General features: G+C 69.6%; 13 protein-coding genes, 2 tRNA genes, 1 other RNA gene and 1 pseudogene. 11 read left to right on the top strand and 6 right to left on the bottom strand.

All coding sequences use genetic code 11. The features are described 5' to 3' along the window. Positions 1–169 precede the first annotated feature (169 nt). The gene (gene deoD, locus ACFQUZ_RS29950; RefSeq protein ID WP_377448214.1) at positions 170–877 is read right to left on the bottom strand and encodes a purine-nucleoside phosphorylase; all 708 of its coding nucleotides are present in this window, start codon (positions 875–877) and stop codon (positions 170–172) included. A gap of 75 nt (positions 878–952) precedes the next feature. Between deoD and ACFQUZ_RS29945 the strand changes: the two genes are divergently transcribed. Next, positions 953–1,039: transfer RNA gene (locus ACFQUZ_RS29945), tRNA-Ser, on the top strand. A 54-nt stretch (positions 1,040–1,093) separates the two neighbouring features. On the opposite strand, the gene ACFQUZ_RS29940 is transcribed toward ACFQUZ_RS29945, so the two are convergent. From ACFQUZ_RS29940 to ACFQUZ_RS29930, 3 genes are all read right to left on the bottom strand, one after another. Further along, positions 1,094–1,702: a hypothetical protein gene (locus ACFQUZ_RS29940; protein ID WP_377448212.1), complete on the bottom strand. Its 609-nt coding sequence runs from the start codon at positions 1,700–1,702 to the stop codon at positions 1,094–1,096. Between the two features lie 88 nt (positions 1,703–1,790). Then, positions 1,791–3,263: an ATP-binding protein gene (locus tag ACFQUZ_RS29935; protein ID WP_377448210.1), complete on the bottom strand. Its 1,473-nt coding sequence runs from the start codon at positions 3,261–3,263 to the stop codon at positions 1,791–1,793. 144 nt (positions 3,264–3,407) lie between these two features. Beyond that, positions 3,408–3,495: transfer RNA gene (locus ACFQUZ_RS29930), tRNA-Ser, on the bottom strand. 82 nt (positions 3,496–3,577) lie between these two features. Here ACFQUZ_RS29930 and ffs point away from each other — a divergent pair. The 9 genes from ffs to ACFQUZ_RS29885 all read left to right on the top strand — a co-directional run bounded on the left by ffs (position 3,578) and on the right by ACFQUZ_RS29885 (position 13,751). Further along, positions 3,578–3,667: signal recognition particle sRNA small type (gene ffs / locus ACFQUZ_RS29925), an RNA gene on the top strand. A gap of 95 nt (positions 3,668–3,762) precedes the next feature. Continuing rightward, a complete protein-coding gene (locus tag ACFQUZ_RS29920; RefSeq protein ID WP_377448209.1) occupies positions 3,763–6,408 on the top strand; it encodes a DNA polymerase III subunit gamma and tau in 2,646 nt (881 codons plus the stop codon). Positions 6,409–6,551: 143 nt separating this feature from the next. Then, the gene (locus ACFQUZ_RS29915) at positions 6,552–6,860 is read left to right on the top strand and encodes a YbaB/EbfC family nucleoid-associated protein (protein ID WP_377448226.1); all 309 of its coding nucleotides are present in this window, start codon (positions 6,552–6,554) and stop codon (positions 6,858–6,860) included. 7 nt (positions 6,861–6,867) lie between these two features. Further along, positions 6,868–7,461, top strand: coding sequence for a recombination mediator RecR (gene recR / locus ACFQUZ_RS29910; RefSeq protein WP_377448207.1), 594 nt, complete (start codon positions 6,868–6,870; stop codon positions 7,459–7,461). A gap of 231 nt (positions 7,462–7,692) precedes the next feature. After that, on the top strand, positions 7,693–9,372 hold the full coding sequence (locus ACFQUZ_RS29905) for an ABC transporter substrate-binding protein (RefSeq protein ID WP_377448205.1): 1,680 nt from the start codon (positions 7,693–7,695) through the stop codon (positions 9,370–9,372). A 123-nt stretch (positions 9,373–9,495) separates the two neighbouring features. Further along, on the top strand, positions 9,496–10,503 hold the full coding sequence (locus ACFQUZ_RS29900; protein ID WP_377448203.1) for an ABC transporter permease: 1,008 nt from the start codon (positions 9,496–9,498) through the stop codon (positions 10,501–10,503). Positions 10,504–10,534: 31 nt separating this feature from the next. After that, the gene (locus ACFQUZ_RS29895) at positions 10,535–11,491 is read left to right on the top strand and encodes an ABC transporter permease (protein WP_377448201.1); all 957 of its coding nucleotides are present in this window, start codon (positions 10,535–10,537) and stop codon (positions 11,489–11,491) included. A gap of 26 nt (positions 11,492–11,517) precedes the next feature. Then, positions 11,518–12,504 carry an ABC transporter ATP-binding protein gene (locus tag ACFQUZ_RS29890; RefSeq protein ID WP_377448199.1) on the top strand — a complete coding sequence of 329 codons (987 nt, stop codon included), beginning with the start codon at positions 11,518–11,520 and terminating at the stop codon, positions 12,502–12,504. Beyond that, on the top strand, positions 12,501–13,751 hold the full coding sequence (locus ACFQUZ_RS29885) for an ABC transporter ATP-binding protein (protein ID WP_377448197.1): 1,251 nt from the start codon (positions 12,501–12,503) through the stop codon (positions 13,749–13,751). The genes ACFQUZ_RS29890 and ACFQUZ_RS29885 overlap by 4 nt, the downstream gene beginning before the upstream one ends. 93 nt (positions 13,752–13,844) lie before the next feature. Here the strand turns inward: ACFQUZ_RS29885 and ACFQUZ_RS29880 are convergent. Further along, positions 13,845–14,087, bottom strand: a pseudogene (locus ACFQUZ_RS29880) (hypothetical protein); the annotation flags it as partial. A gap of 23 nt (positions 14,088–14,110) precedes the next feature. Beyond that, a complete protein-coding gene (locus ACFQUZ_RS29875; RefSeq protein ID WP_377448195.1) occupies positions 14,111–14,755 on the bottom strand; it encodes an HNH endonuclease family protein in 645 nt (214 codons plus the stop codon). An 85-nt stretch (positions 14,756–14,840) separates the two neighbouring features. Between ACFQUZ_RS29875 and ACFQUZ_RS29870 the strand changes: the two genes are divergently transcribed. Continuing rightward, complete coding sequence (locus ACFQUZ_RS29870; protein ID WP_377448194.1) at positions 14,841–16,370, top strand: MFS transporter; 1,530 nt, start codon at positions 14,841–14,843, stop codon at positions 16,368–16,370. Positions 16,371–16,383: the final 13 nt, after the last annotated feature.

The raw sequence follows: 16,383 nt of genomic DNA, 5'->3' as shown, positions 1-16,383 counted from the left end.
GGTGCGGCTGTTGTGGTAGCTCCACACCTACTCGGGAGGTCCTCACCATTTCAAGATCCGACCGTGTCACCAACGTCCATGGGCAGTACATCTAGGGAAGATGGTCGTTGATTGATCTCCAATCACGACCACCTGCCCTAGATCGGCGCGGGCGGAGGGGGACAGGGGGTCAGGCGGTGATCGTGTCTAGGGCGATCTCGACCATCTGGCCGAAGGTCTGCTCTCGGTCCTGCGCCGAGGTCTTGGCGCCGGTCTTGATGTGGTCGCTCACCGTCAACACGGTCAGGGCCCGCGCTTTGAACCGGGCCGCGATCGTGTAGAGCGCCGCCGACTCCATCTCGACGGCCAGCACCCCGTAATCGGCGAGCCGGTCGTAGAGGTCGGGGCGGTCGGTGTAGAAGGCGTCCGCCGCCAGGATCGGCCCGACCCGCATCGAAATGCCGCGCCGCTCGGCCACCTCGACAGAGGTACGCAGCAGCCCGAAGTCGGCCACGGGGGCGTAATCGATCAAACCGTCGAAGCGGAACCGGTTCATGTTCGAGTCGGTGGACGAGCCGCTGGCCGCGATCACGTCCCGCAACTGGAGGTCCTCGGTGAGGGCGCCGCACGAACCGACCCGGATCAGGCTCTTCACCCCGTACTCGTTGATCAGCTCGTGCGCGTAGATCGACGCGGACGGCATCCCCATGCCGGAACCCTGGACGGACACCTCGACGCCGGACCAGCGGCCGGTGTAGCCCAGCATGCCGCGGACCGTCGAGTAGCACTTCGCGTCCTCGAGGTAGGTCTCCGCGATCCACTTGGCCCGCAGGGGGTCGCCCGGCATCAGGACCCGTTCGGCGATCTGGCCCGGCTGGGCACCGATGTGCGTACTCATGGGAAGGATCCTGCCAGGTCGGCCGGTGGGATACCGGTTCGGCACCGGCTGTGGCCGTCCGGTACCCTACTCGGCGGTGGTGTGTCCGAGTGGCCTAAGGAGCACGCCTCGAAAGCGTGTGAGGGTTTACGCCCTCCGCGGGTTCAAATCCCGCCGCCACCGCTCCGAACGCGCGAGACGCCCGGCGAGTCGCCGGGCGTCTCCGCGTTACGGGGATCAGCAGGTGCCGAATCCCTCGTCGAACAGCTTCCTGGCGTACTTGGTGTAGCCGACCACCGTCTTGCGGACGGTCTGGCCGTCATGCAGGAACAGGTAGGCCCGGTCACCCTTGCGGGCCAGCAGCCCGTCGAGTCGGTACGACCCGGCCGGCGCGGTGAGTCGGCGGGCCCGCGGGTAGGCGTCCCGCACCCGCTCCACGGGCGTGCCGGCGCGGATGCCTTCCGGCGTGCGGGTCTGCCCGTTCGCCCAGAGCAGCACCAGCCGATCCTCGGCGAAGACCGGGTCCGCCGTCGGCACGCCGGCCAGGCGGCGTCCGCACGGCGTTGGTTCGCGATCGAGTACGCCGCGACGAGACAGTTCCTTCTCGGTGACGCCGAACGGGATACCCCGCAACCCGGCGAGGCTGACAACGCCGGCCGGGCCCGGTGGCCCGGGGACTGTTGGCGGAGCGGCAGGAGCTGCCGGCCGGTCGGGCTCGGCGTCGAGCGGTGGCCCACCGGGACCAGCGGTTGACGTTGTCGATCTTGGTCGACCGGTCGAACTGCTGGTGACCATCGCGGCGACCACCAGCACCATGGCAAGAAGCGCCACTTTGCGCAGTTTCATCGGAATTCCCCCGAGTGCCTAACGGGTCGGAGGCAAAAAGGTTGCTTGGCGTTGCGTATCCGTATTCGTGGCTTTTGCGCGACGATCATCAGTCGCGGCCGTACAGCATGGGCAGGTCGACCAGCAGGACGTCACCGGCGTCGGCGGCGGTCTCGCGGGCCTTGTCGTTGAACCCCGCACCGCTGAAGCAGAGCAGCCGGGTTCGGGCAGTGTCGTACCGTTCGGTTCGTTGGAGGAGTTCCCTGACGTGGCGCAGCCGGTCGATGTGCGCGGCGCCCATGGTGTCGTTCCACTTGGCCTCGCCGATGGCCAGCAATGGTGGCCTCCCGCTCTCGGTGATGCCGACCACCGCGACGTCGACCTCGTGGCCGGTGCGGGTCGCGGGGTCGTGCACGATCCCGTGTCCAACCTTGGCGGGAAGTCCGCCGAGGGCGTCGGGGTCGGCGTGGTGCAGCGTCCAGTCGCGACAGACCTGCTCGAAGTGTGGACCGAGGACGTTGCTCACGAACCGACGGCGACTCGCCCGCCAGACCCGACCAGCCGCACCAGGCCGCTCCAACTGGTCCCACACCGGACGCATGATGGCGTGGTAGAAGCGGATCAGTGGCTCCGCGATCCGGTAGGTGGGTCGGTTGTCGCGAAAGACGTCCGCGTCCCGGTGCAGCAGGCCCGCGTCCTCCAGCACATTGATCGGATGGGCGATATCGGTGGCTCGTCGCCCAAGGTAGCTGGCGATCCCACCGCGGGTGGCGTTGCCATCTGCCACGGCGGCGAGGACAGAGAGGTACAGCGCCGTGTCGCGCAGGTCCGGTTCCTCGGCGAGCAGGTAGCGAGCCTCGCGAAACAGTGGAGTCTCGGGATTGAGAACGGTCCGCACCACCCAGGCGTCGAAGTCCTTCAAGTCCGTTGGACTGTCGCTCCGGGCGAACTCGCGCCGGTACGCGGGAGTGCCGCCGACAACAGCGTTCACCTGGAGGGCCAGGCGTGGATCGGTGATGTCCCAGAACTCGGCCGCCAGTTGATGGTCGAGGGCGCGGACGACCAGTTCGAGCCCGGCTCGGCCGCGCAGCGGGGCGTTGCCGGACAGGATCCGGCCCATGAACGACATCGCGGAACCGCACAGCAGCAATCGGGCGCGGGAGGCGGTGCGTTGCTCGCGCAGCGTCCGTAGCGCCTCCTGGATGATGGACGGCAGCTCTGGATTCGCTCTGGCCAGGTAGGGGAATTCGTCGATCACCACCGGCGTGGGTCGTTCCGCGCCCAGGGAGAGGATCGCGTCGATCGCCTCCGACCAGTTGGCGAAGTGGTGCGGGGCCGGGGGCCGGCTGTGGGCGGTGAGCGCGGCGCTGAACCGGCGGAGGGACTCCGCGTCTGTCGCCTCGGTCGCGCCGAAGTAGAAGCCACCGGCCGCCCGGCAGGCCGCGTCGAGAAGGTACGTCTTGCCCTGACGCCGTCGACCCGAGACCACGCCGAGGGTGGCTCCGGCCGCGGCGTCGGTGATGAATCGGCCCAGAGCCGACCACTCGTGCTCTCGGTCGAACATCTCGGCGGGCTTGCGCACGCTGGGGCTCCTAGCGCCGAAGATATAGGTGTACGATTTGGTTAACTGTACTCCTACTTTTGCCGTGTCCCCGGGATCAGTCCTTGAGTGCCGACAGAGACGGCACGAGGGCCGGCCCCGGACGGAGCCGGCCCTCGTTTGGCCTGGCGGAGGATACGAGATTCGAACTCGTGAGGGTGTGAACCCAACACGCTTTCCAAGCGTGCGCCCTAGGCCTCTAGGCGAATCCTCCGTCGGACAGGATACAGGTACCTCGACCCACCAACACCGCACCACCCGTCTTGATCCACTTCACCACCGGGTAGAGTGGGCCACACCTCCCGTGCGGCGGTATCTCGTGAACCTCCCCAGGGCCGGAAGGCAGCAAGGATAAGCGAGCTCTGCCGGGTGCACGGGAGGCCTTTCTGTCTCCGGAGCGGGTTGCGGCGGGCCGCCTCCGCGCGGAGGGTGGTCACCTGGGCCGGGGCGGCGCAGAATGGCCCGGTCGAGAGGAGGCGCAGTGGCGCTGGCGCTCTACCGCAAGTACCGACCGCGCACGTTTGCCGAGGTTATCGGGCAGGATCACGTCACCGAGCCGCTGTCGCAGGCGTTACGCAGCGGCCGGCTGCACCACGCCTATCTCTTCTCGGGCCCTCGGGGGTGCGGCAAGACCTCCAGCGCCCGCATCCTGGCCCGGTCGCTCAACTGCGAACAGGGACCCACCCCCGAACCCTGCGGCGTCTGCGAGTCCTGCCGCGCGTTGGCCAACGACGGGGGCGGCTCGATCGACGTGATCGAGATCGACGCGGCCAGCCACGGGGGCGTCGACGACGCCCGGGAGTTGCGCGAGCGGGCCTTTTTCGCCCCAGCGAGCAGCCGGTACAAGATCTATGTGATCGACGAGGCGCACATGGTCTCGTCGGCCGGCTTCAACGCGCTACTCAAGCTGGTCGAGGAGCCGCCGGACTACGTCAAGTTCATCTTCGCCACCACGGAGCCGGAGAAGGTTCTCGGCACGATCAAGTCGCGGACTCACCACTACCCCTTCCGGCTGATCCCGCCGGGCGTGCTGCGGCCGTACCTGGAACAGCTCTGCGAGGCGGAGGGGGTGAACGTCGATCCGGCGGTCTACCCGCTCGTGGTCCGGGCTGGCGGGGGTAGCGCCCGGGACAGCCTGTCGGTGCTTGATCAGCTCATCGCCGGCGCCGGCCCGGAGGGGGTGACCTACCCGCGGGCGGTGGCGCTGCTCGGGGTGACCGACTCCGCGCTGCTCGACGAGATGTGTGACGCGTTGGCCGCCGGTGACGGTGCCGCGGCGTACGCGACGGTGGACCGGGTGGCGGACGCCGGCCACGACCCGCGGCGGTTCGCCGCCGACCTGCTGGAGCGGTTGCGCGACCTGATCGTCCTGCAACAGGTGCCGGAGGCCGCCACCAAGGGACTGATCGACGGCCCGGCCGACCAGGTGGAGCGGATGGCGGCCCAGGCCCAGCGGCTCGGCCCGGCGACCCTGTCCCGATGCGCCGACATCGTGCACAACGGTCTCGTGGAGATGCGCGGCACCACCGCCCCCCGGCTGCTGCTCGAACTGATCTGCGCCCGGATGCTGCTGCCCGGGGCCGACGACTCCACGGGGGGCCTGCTGCAGCGCCTCGAACGAATGGAACGCCGGCTCAGCCTGTCCGCTCCGGACGGGTCCGCGGCGGCACCCGCCGCGCCGCCGCCCGCCCGCGCCGCGCCGATCGATCCACCCGCGCCGCCGGCTGCCGGCACCGCGCCGGTCGATCCACCCGCGCCGGTACGCCCCACGGGCGGGCCGCCCACCGGCGAAGCGGCGCCGGCCGGCGTACCGCCGAACGGGTCCGCTCCCGGGTCGGCGTCGGCGGCCCGGGCGGGAACCGCCGCGCCCGCGGAGTCGGCTGCCCGGACGGAGTCCGCGGTCGGTCCGTCGGGCGGGCCGACCGGGTCCGGGCCGGGACCCGCGGTCGCCGCCCGTAGGCCGGTCTCCCCGGCGGCCGTCATGCCCGATCCGGTGACCCCGGATCCGGTGGTCGACCAGGCGCCGGGTGAGCTGGACGCGGCGGCCGTCCGGCGCGTGTGGGGCGAGATCGTCGCCATGGTGAACCGCAGCAACAAGCGGATCGCCGCACTCGTCCGCGACGCCACGGTCCGGGACCTGACCGGGGACACCCTGACCCTCACGTTCCGCTATCCGGTGCACGCGCAGATGGTCGCGGGTCAGGCGGAGGTGCTGGTCGATGCGCTCTACGAGGAACTGGGCGGTCGCTGGCAGGTCCGCTGCGAGGTGGCCGGCGAGCAGCGGGAGGCCGCTGGCCGACCGCCAGCCGCACCGAACGGTGGCGGACCGGCCGGTCGCCCGGTTCCGCAGGCCGGGAGCGACCCGGGTCGCGATCGCTCGGTCGGCGGCCGGACCGCCGGACCTCCGGGGGCGCCAGCGGGCGGATCGACGCCGGCTGGATCCGCGGCGGTGTCGCCGACCGAATCGGCGGGCTCGTCGGGATCGGCTTCGGCACCGACGGAGGATGACTGGCCCACCCCGGCCCGACCGGGTGGGTCGTCCTCGGGCGGAGCCTCGCCGACTGCCAGTGCCGACGCCGGTGCGGCCGACGACTGGCCCACGCCGGTCCGGCCCGGGGGCTCCGGCACGTCGTCCGGGTCGGTCGCCGGTAGCCCCGGCACGACGCCGGGGTCCGTCGCCGGTGCCCCGGCGGCCGTCCGTCGCGCCGCCGCCCCGTCGGGTGCGGCCAGCGCAGGTACGGTGACGATGCCTCGGACCACCGATCCGCTGCGTACCGGGAATGCCGAACCGACCGTCAAGCGGCCGGTGAGTGGCGGTCTCGCCGCGGCCCGAGCGGCGGCCGCCGCCCGCGGCTCGCGCGCTGGCGGCACGACGCCGGCCCGCGCCACCCCGGCCTCCGGCGCGGCGGTCGCCGACCAGGAGTGGGCTGGCGAACCGCCGTACGACCCCGAGTACGACGGTCCGGCGTCACCGGCCGCGGGTTACGAGGGGTTCGATCCCGGTGACGAGCCGCTGGACGAGGTGGTCGACGAGCGGACCGCCCGGCAGACCAGCGAGCAACAGGCGGTGCAGCTGCTGGAGCAGGCGTTTCGGGCCGAACGGATCGGCGAGGTGGACGCGCGGTAGCCGGCGGATCGGTGACGTACCCGACGGCTAGTGTGGGCGGCGGCCGAGCGACCGACGGTCCGACCTCAGGATTCCGACGACTCAGGATTCCGACGACCCCCAGGACAAGGAGCAGTGCCATGCGCCCCGGTGGACAGCCCAACATGCAGCAGATGCTGAAGCAGGCCCAGAAGATGCAGGAACAGCTCGCCGCCGCCCAGGCCGAACTGGCCGAGGCAGAGGTGACGGGCACCGCCGGTGGTGGACTGGTCACCGTCACCATGGCGGGTAGCGGCGAGGTCAGGTCGATCAAGATCGACCCGCGGGCGGTGGACCCGGACGACGTGGAGACCCTCGAAGACCTGGTGGTGGCGGCCGTGCACAACGCCAGCGAGGCGGTACGCACGCTGACCGAGGAGAAGATGGGTCCGGTGACCGGCGGCATGGGCGGCCTCGGCCTGCCCGGGTTCTGAGCCGTCCGTGTACGAGGGCGCGATCCAGGACCTGATCGACGAGCTGGGCCGGCTGCCGGGCGTCGGCCCGAAGAGCGCCCAGCGGATCGCCTTCCACATCCTGTCGGCGGATCCGGCCGACGTGACCCGCCTGGCCACCGCGATGCGCAAGGTGAAGGAGTTGGTCCGGTTCTGCACGACGTGCTTCAACGTCTCCGAATCGGATCAGTGCCGGATCTGCCGCGACCCCCGGCGTACGGACGAGGTGCTCTGCGTGGTGGAGGAGCCCAAGGACGTGGTGGCGATCGAACGGACCGGCGAGTTCCGGGGCCGCTATCACGTGCTCGGTGGTGCGATCAATCCGCTGGAGGGGATCGGGCCGGACAACCTGCGGATCCGGGAGTTGCTGGCCCGATTGGGCGGCGGCGAGGTTCGCGAGCTGATCCTGGCGACCGACCCCAACACCGAGGGGGAGGCGACCGCGACGTACCTCGCGCTCATGGTGAAGCCGATGGGTATCGCCGTCACCCGGTTGGCGAGCGGCCTGCCCGTGGGTGGCGATCTGGAGTACGCCGACGAGATCACCCTGGGACGGGCTTTCGAGGGTCGCCGGGCGGTCTAGGTCACCCGCGGTCTGTGACAGGGTCGCGACGAAATGCGCCAGCACCGTTATACGTTTGATATTGTCCAAATCAGACATTCAACTCATGCCACAACAAAGATCATCGCTAGGTGTCGGCTTGGTAGAGATTCACCAACCGGCGTTCCGTTCTTGGTCTTGCTGCCGTTACCGTGCCGCTCACGGACCGAGCCAGACCCCGGCGGCGGTCATGCGCAGGACATGAGGTGAGAGATGCAGGCGAGAAGGCTCAAGACGGTAATCGCCGTCGCGGCCGTTGCGGCGCTTGCGGCCGGAGGGGCCGGCTGCGCGGAGAGCGAGCGGGACTCGGGTGGCGGTGAGGCCAAGACGGGCGGCACGTTCGTCTTCGGAGGCGCCGGTGACCCGAAGAACTTCGACCCGATCTTCAATGATGACGGCGAATCGTTCCGGCCGGTCCGGCAGATGTACGAGACGTTGATCGCGCACAAGCCGGGCACGGCCGAACTGGCGCCCGGGCTGGCGGAGAGCTGGGAGAACAGCCCGGACGGCAAGGTCTGGACGTTCAAGCTCCGTAAGGGTGTCAAGTTCCACGACGGCACCCCGTTCAACGCCGAGGCGGTCTGCGCCAACTTCGATCGCTGGTTCAACATGAAGGGCGCCGCGGCCCAGAGCCAGATGATCTATTACGCCGACGTCTTCGAGGGCTTCGCGAAGAACGAGGGCGACGCGACTGGACAGCCCGTCTACAACAAGTGCGAGGCCTCGGACGAGGCGACCGCCGTCCTGACGCTTAACAAGTACAAGGGCGCCTTCCCCGGCGCGTTCGCGCTGACCTCGCTCTCCATGTCGAGCCCCGAGGCGCTCAAGAAGTACGAGGCCGACAAGGTCACGCAGAGCGGTGACTCGTTCTCGTACAGCCCGTACGCCAACGAGCACCCGACCGGCACCGGTCCGTTCAAGTTCGGTGGCTGGGACAAGGCCAAGAACGAGATCACCTTGGAGCGCAACCCCGACTACTGGGGCGAGAAGGCCAAGGTCGACAAGATGATCATCAAGATCATCAAGGACGAGAGCACCCGCAAGCAGGAACTGCGGGCCGGCACCGTGCAGGGCATCGACTTCCCGGCCCCCGCGGACCGCAAGGCGCTCGCCGACGAGGGCTTCCAGGTGCTGAACCGCCCGGCCTTCAACATCCTCTACCTGGGGATCAACCAGAAGAACAACCCGAAGCTGAAGGACCTGCGGGTTCGGCAGGCCATCGCGCACGCGCTCAACCGCGAGCAGCTCGTGCAGACCAAGGGCCCCAGCGGGGCCGCCGTGGCCAGCCAGTTCATGCCGGACACCGTGCTCGGCTACGCGCCGGACGTGCAGAAGTACGACTACAACCCGGACAAGGCCAAGCAGTTGCTGGCCGAGGCGGGCGCCACCGGGCTGACCCTCAACTTCTACTACCCGCCGGACGTCACCCGGCCGTACATGCCGAACCCGCAGGAGATCTTCACCGTTCTCGCGAACGACCTGCAGGCCGTCGGCATCAAGGTCAACGGCGTTCCGCGGCCGTGGAACGGCGGCTTCAAGGACGACGTGCAGAAGGCCGGCAAGCACGACCTGCACGTCCTCGGATGGACCGGTGACTACAACGACCCGGGCAACTTCGTCGGCACCTTCTTCGGCCGTGGCAAGGCCGAGTTCGGCGACGAGGCGATGACCGAGATGTTCGCCGCCATCAGCAAGGCCGACGCGACCGTCGACGAGGCCGGTAAGAAGGCGGCCTGGGAGCAGGTCAACCGGGACCTGGCGACGAAGTGGCTGCCGGCCGTGCCGGTGTGGCACGCGCCGCCCGCCATCGTGCTCGCCAAGGGCGTCGAGGGCGTCGAGGCAAGCCCGCTGACGGATGAGCGGTTCTCCGGGGTTACCGTCCCGCAGAGCTGATCGGGACCAGCGCAATCGGTGAGCGGCCCGGACCGGAGCACCATCCCGGTCCGGGCCGCTCACCGCTCCGCCCCTGAAATCCGGACCACCTCGGTCGGACGGTGAAAGCACGGTGTTCTCAACATGTTTCGAGTGATAGTCCGCCGCCTGTTGCAACTGGTGGTGACACTGATAGCGCTGTCCGCGCTGATCTTCATCTGGCTCCGGAACCTGCCTGGTGGGCCGGTCGACGCGCTGCTCGGTGAGCGCGCGACACCGCAGACCCGCGCGCTGCTGATCAAAGCTCTCGGCTACGACCAGCCGATCTGGGTGCAGTACGGCAAGTTCATGCAGCGGATCCTCTCCGGCGACCTGGGTAACTCGATCCGGACCGGCGACCCGGTGACCGAGGTGATCGGCCGTGCCTTCCCGGCGACCGTCGAGTTGGCGTCGACCGCGATGATCATCGCGATCGTGCTCGGCGTACCGTTGGGTTACCTGGCCGCGCGGCACCGGGGACGGCTGCTGGACACCGCGGCGGTGGCCGGCACCCTGGTGGGCATCTCGATTCCCATCTTCTTCCTCGGCTATCTGCTCAAGGACGTCTTCACTCAGAACATCCACTGGTTCCCGCCGTCCGGCCGGATGAGCACCGGGATCGACAACACCGAGGTCACCGGCTTCTTCGTCCTCGACGGACTGTTGACCAGGGAATTCGACGCCAGCGCCGACGCGCTGTGGCACCTGATCCTGCCGGCCATCACGCTGGCGACCATCCCGCTGGCCGTCATCGTGCGGATCACCCGTGCCAGCGTGCTCGACGTGCTCAACGAGGACTACGTGCGAACGGCGGAGGCGAAGGGCCTGCGGCACTCCACCATCCGGGGCCGGCACGTGCTGCGTAACGCGCTGCTGCCGGTGGTGACCACCATCGGCCTGCAGACCGGTGCGCTGCTGGCCGGCGCGGTGCTCACCGAGAAGGTCTACAACTGGGGCGGCCTGGGCACGTTGATCACCGATTCGATCAGCGGCAGCCGGGACTACCCCGTACTCCAGGCGCTGATCCTGCTGGCCGCGCTGGTCTTCGTGGTGGTCAACCTGATCGTCGACCTGTCGTACGCGTTCATCGATCCGCGGGTGCGGGTCCGGTGACCGGGTCAACGAGCGCGGCGAGGAGCAAGTCATGAGCGAACGAAGCATCGGTCTCCTGGGCGACCGGAAGAAGGCCCGGCTTGAGGAGTTGGCCCAGGCATCCGCGGACAAAGGCGGGGTCAGCCTGCTCCGGGACGCGCTGCGCCGGCTGCGCCGCAATCCGGTGGCCATCGTCGGGGCGGTCATCGTCGGATTGTTCGTGCTGGTGGCGATCTTCGCCCCGCTGATTGCCCCGCACGATCCGGTCCAACGGTTCCCCGAGCTGACGAGCAAGCTGCGGGTGGACGACATCCCGGGGGCTCAGCCCGGGTTCCCGCTGGGCTCCGACCCGCTGGGCCGGGACTTCGCCTCCCGGCTGATCTACGGCTCCCAGCAGACCCTGCTCGTCGGCGTCCTGGCCACCCTCATCGGACTGGCCCTCGGCGTGCTGTTCGGTGCCCTCGCCGGTGCCCTCGGCGGCTGGGTGGACGTCATCCTCATGCGGATCACCGACGTGATGCTCGCGCTGCCCGGACTGCTGCTGGCGATCACGCTTGTCGCGGTGGCCAGCCGGTCCAGCCAGTGGACGGTGATCTTCGCGGTCGCCATCGTGAACGTGCCGATCTTCGCCCGGCTGCTGCGCGGCTCGATGCTGGCCCAACGGGAGAGTGACCATGTGCTGGCGGCCCGCGCGCTCGGGGTGAAGGAACGCAACATCGTCCTGCGGCACATGCTGCCGAACTCGATGACCGCGGTGATCGTGCAGTCCACGCTCACCTTCGCGGTGGCCATCCTGGACGCCGCGGCGCTGTCCTTCCTGGGGCTCGGCGACCCCGACATCAACCGGGCCGAGTGGGGCCTGATGCTCGGCGTCGACGGCCAGCGTTATTTCGAGGTACGCCCGGAGCTGGCCTATTTCCCGGCGCTGGCGATCATCGTGGTGGCCCTCGGCTTCACCCTGCTCGGTGAGGCGATGCGGGAAGCCATCGACCCGAAGAACCGGCGGTGAGGGCGGATGTACCTGGGAGGACCGCGATGAGCCTGCTCGACGTACGGGACCTGAGCGTGGTGTTCGGCCGGCGGGGTGAGACCCCGTTCGCCGCGGTGAACAAGGTCAGCTTCACGGTGGAACCCGGTCAGACGGTCGGCTTGGTCGGGGAGTCCGGCTGCGGCAAGAGCGTCACCAGCCTGGCGATCATGGGTCTGCTGCCCCGGCGCGGCAACAAGGTCAGCGGTGAGGTGCTGTTCGAGGGCACGGACCTGCTGAAGCTGCGCCCCAATGACATGCGGGACCGGCGGGGCAAGGAGATCGGCATGATCTTCCAGGACCCGCTCTCCTCGCTGAACCCGGTCGTCCCCATCGGGCGGCAGGTGGCCGAGGTGCTGGAACGGCACCAGGGCCGGGACCGCCGGCAGGCGATGCGGGAATCCCGGGAACTGCTCGACGCGGTGGGTATCCCGGACCCGGCCCGCCGGCTGAGCGAGTACCCGCACCAGATCTCCGGTGGCATGCGGCAACGGGCGCTGATCGCCATCGCGCTGGCCTGCAAGCCGCGGCTGCTCATCGCCGACGAGCCCACCACCGCGTTGGACGTGACCATCCAGGCGCAGATCCTCACGCTGCTGAAGGAACTGGTGGACGACACCGGCACCGCACTCATCATGATCACCCACGATCTGGGGGTGGTGGCCGGCCTCTGCGACACCGTCAATGTGCTGTACGGCGGGAAGGTGGTGGAGACGGCGGGACGGCACGAGTTGTTCGCCCAGCCGAGGCACCCGTACACGCACGGGTTGCTCGGTTCGGTCCCTCGGTTGGATTCGGAGCGCGGTGAGCGGCTGAATGCCATCCCCGGCTCGGTGGCAGACAACATTCCCTGGTCCGAAGGGTGTGCGTTCGCGCCCCGCTGCGAGCGGGTGGTCGACGCCTGCGTCGGCGCGGCCCCGCCGCTGGAGCCGACCGCGCGCGGCGGCCGGCTCCGTTGCAACAACCCGGTTCCGCAGGAGGTAGCTGTCGTATGAGCGGACAGGACGGAAACATCCCACGTCCGGCGGAGCCGGCCGACAACGCGGCGACGTCATCCAATCCGGCGGGCGCCGCGCCGGTTCGGGACGCGGACGCTGCGGTGTCGCCCGAGCCGGCGGGCGCCGCGGCGGCTCCGGCGGCCCCGGCGGAGGCCGAGGGAGCGCCGCTGATCGAGCTGCGCGACCTCAAGGTGCACTTCCCGATCAAGAGCGGCCTGCTGTTCGACCGGACCATCGGGTACGTCTACGCGGTCGACGGCGTCTCTCTGTCGATCAGGCGCGGCGAGACGTACGGGTTGGTGGGCGAGTCGGGCTGCGGCAAGTCCACGCTCGGCCGGGGACTGTTGCGGCTGACCGAACCGACCGACGGTCAGATCATCTTCGATGGTGCCGACGTGCGGACGCTGGGCGGCGAGCCGATGCGGCGGCTGCGCCGACGTATGCAGATGATCTTCCAGGACCCGATGTCCAGTCTCGACCCGCGGCAGTCCGTCGAGTCCCTGCTCGTCGAAGGGCTCAAGGCGCACGGCCTGGCGAAGGACAAGGCGTCCGTGGCCAAGCGGCTGCGGGAGACGCTGGCCGCGGTCGGCCTGCCGGCGTCGGCGCTGAGCAGGTATCCGCACGAGTTCTCCGGCGGTCAGCGGCAGCGGATCGGCATCGCCCGGGCGCTGGTGCTCGACCCCGATCTGATCGTGGCCGACGAGCCGGTCTCCGCGCTGGACGTGTCGATCCAGGCGCAGGTACTCAACCTGATGGAGGACCTTCAGGGCGAACTCGGGCTGACGTACCTGATCATCGCGCACGATCTGGCCGTGGTACGGCACATCGCTGACACGGTCGGCGTGATGTACCTGGGTGGACTGGTCGAGGAGGCGACAAGCGAGGATCTCTACCGGCAGCCGCTGCACCCGTACACCCGGGCGCTGATGTCCGCGGTGCCGGTGCCGGACCCGTTGGTGGAGGACCGGCGGGAGCGGATCCTGCTCGCCGGCGACCTGCCGTCGCCCGCCAACCCACCCACCGGCTGTCGGTTCCACACCCGCTGCCCGTGGGCCCAGCCGACCCGCTGCGCCGACGAGCGGCCGGCGCTCCGCGAGGTCACCGGTGGGCACCGGGTGGCCTGCCACTTCGCCGAGGAGATCGAGGACGGGCGGCTGCGGCCGCACGAGGTGCAGGCGGAGGTCGTCCGGCCGTCCGACACCGAGTCTCCCGACGAGCCCGGCGAACTCATTCCCACCCCCTGACGAATCATCGCGCGAGGGTGGATCGCGGATTCCTGAGGCCCCGCCAGGGGCAGTAGCAATCCACGATCCACCCCGAACGGGGCCGGACGCCGGTCAGCCCTCCGGGCGGTGCAGCAGGCCGACCGCGATCGTGTGCACCGCCTCGACACCAGCCGGATCGGCCAGCGGTGCCCGACCGCCGGTCACCGCGTACCATTCCGCGGCGTCCTTGTACTGCACGCGGAGGCTGACCTGGCCGTCGGCGTACTCGGTGCGCAGCGTCAGGTCGCCGGTCACCACGCCTACCTCGTCGGTCATCACTCCACCCGGCCCCGGCACGATGTCGGCGCTCCGGGATACGTCCTTCGATGCCTCGGTCATCAGCAGCGCTCCAACATGTCGGCGAGGGCGGTCTTTTCGGCGCTGGTCACCGTGAGCCGCCAGTGATGTTTGACGGTTACCCAGTCCGTGGCGTACTGGCACCAGTAGTCGCGATTCGGGGGTTGCCACTGGGCTGGATCCTGGTCACCCTTCGACCGGTTGCTGGCCGCCGAGACCGCGAACAGCTGTGGCCGGTCCAGGTCATTCGCGAAGTCGCCGCGCTGCTCGTCGGTCCACTTCGACGCGCCGGACCGCCAGGCGTTGGCAAGCGGCACCATGTGGTCGACGTCGACGTCAGCCGGATCGGTGAAGTCCTTGCCGTCGTACACGCTGGTCCAGCGGCCACCGACCACGTTGCAACCGGACAGGCGTACGTCCGTGCCGTCCCGCTTCAGGACGGTGTCCCGGACGTCGCAGTTCTTCCCGGTGTCGCGCCAGTGCGGGAAGCGGTCCCGGCTGTACCCCCGCATGGATACCGCGCTGGCCACGGTGAGCTGGTCTAGTTGCCGGGCCGCCTCGGCGGCCGCGGCCGGATCGCGGGAGGTGTTGGTCTCCGGCGCCGCGACCTGGGTGCATCCCCCGGCGGCGAACGCGAGGGCCGCGACGAACGCGAAAGATCTGGAAGTGGTACGACGAGTATGCACGTTTCCAGCTTGCGGGTTCCCGCCGCCGGACGCGACATTTGCCGATTGCCTGGCGATCGGCGAGGTGCTGCGGAAGATTGGTTCCATGAGATCGGATTCGCCGCCACTCCGGCTCGGCACCTCGGCCGGGAGGGGTACGTTGCTCGCCGCGATCCTGGCCTCGGGCATGGTGTTCCTGGACGGCACGGTGGTCAACGTCGCACTGCCGCACCTGGGACGCGAGCTGGACGCCACCGTCGGAGGTCTGCAATGGACGGTCAATGGCTACCTGTTGATGCTGGCGGCGTTCGTGCTGCTCGGCGGGGCACTCGGGGACCGGTTCGGGCGGCGCCGGATCTTCCTCATCGGAGTGTTCTGGTTCACCGTCGCGTCGCTGCTCTGCGGCTTCGCGCAGAACACCGAATGGTTGGTGATCGCGAGAGTCCTGCAGGGAGCGGGCGGCGCGCTGCTCACCCCCGGCTCGCTGGCGCTGTTGCAGGGCAGTTTCCATCCGGACGAGCGCGGCCGGGCGATCGGAGCCTGGTCGGGTTTGTCCGGCGTGTCGACCGCCCTCGGACCATTCGTCGGCGGTTGGTTGATAGACGCCCTGTCCTGGCGATGGATCTTCTTCATCAATCTGCCGTTGGCCGCCGGTGTGGTGCTGGCCGCGATCCGTTGGGTGCCGGAGAGCCGGGATCCGTCGGCTGAGCGGGGGGCTGGGGAGGCGGCCGGCGGCCCACGGAATCGCTTCGACGTGACCGGCGCGGTGCTCGGTGCGCTGGCCCTGGCCGGCGTCACGTACGCCCTGATCGATGCCCCGCAGCGCGGCCTGGCGTCCTGGCCGGTGCTCGGTGGATTCCTCGTCGGGGTGCTGGGGACCGCGTTGTTCGTGCTGGTCGAGCGTCGCCGGGCCGATGCGGCGATGCTGCCGCTGCGGTTGTTCGGGAGCCGGCTGTTCTCGGTGCTCAACGTCTACACGGTGACGGTCTACGCGGCATTGAGCGGGCTCACCTTCTTCCTCGCGGTCTATCTGCAGAACGTCGTGGGCTACTCGGCGCTGTGGACGGGGGTGGCCACGTTGCCGCTGACCATCCTGCTGCTGATCGGCTCGGCCCGGGCCGGCGCCCTCGCCGCCAGGATCGGCCCGCGGTTGCCGCTGACCGTGGGGCCGGTGGTGGCCGGAACGGGTTTCCTGCTGCTGCGGGGGGTGGACGCGGACGCGAACTACTGGGTCGACGTGCTGCCCGGTGTCTTCCTCTTCGGCCTCGGCATGACGCTCGTGGTGGCCCCGCTGACCGCCTCGGTCCTGGCCGCCGTGGCCGACCGGTACGCCGGCGTGGCCAGCGGGGTGAACAACGCCGCCTCCCGGGCCGGCGGGCTGCTGGCTATCGCCGCCCTGCCGTTGCTCGTCGGGCTTTCCGGCGCCGGGTACGAGCAACCGGCCGAGCTGACCTCGGCGTACCGCTCGGCGATGCTGTGGTGCGCCGGAATGATGTACGTGAGCGCCGTGCTGGCCCTCGTGCTGGTGCACCGGCCGGCCAAGCAGGGGCCACCGTCGCGGCCCTGTCCTTCGCTGCCGCCCCCGGTGTACCCGGCGCAGGAGCGTGCGGAGGCGGCGCCAGAACACCAAGGTTGAGACCAGGACCGGT

Origin of the sequence: Plantactinospora sp. GCM10030261, assembly GCF_042666615.1 — a bacterium.
Taxonomy (GTDB): Bacteria; Actinomycetota; Actinomycetes; order Mycobacteriales; family Micromonosporaceae; genus KBS50.
The sequence above is the reverse complement of the archived record's forward strand: the minus strand, read 5'-3'. Positions and strand labels throughout refer to the sequence as shown.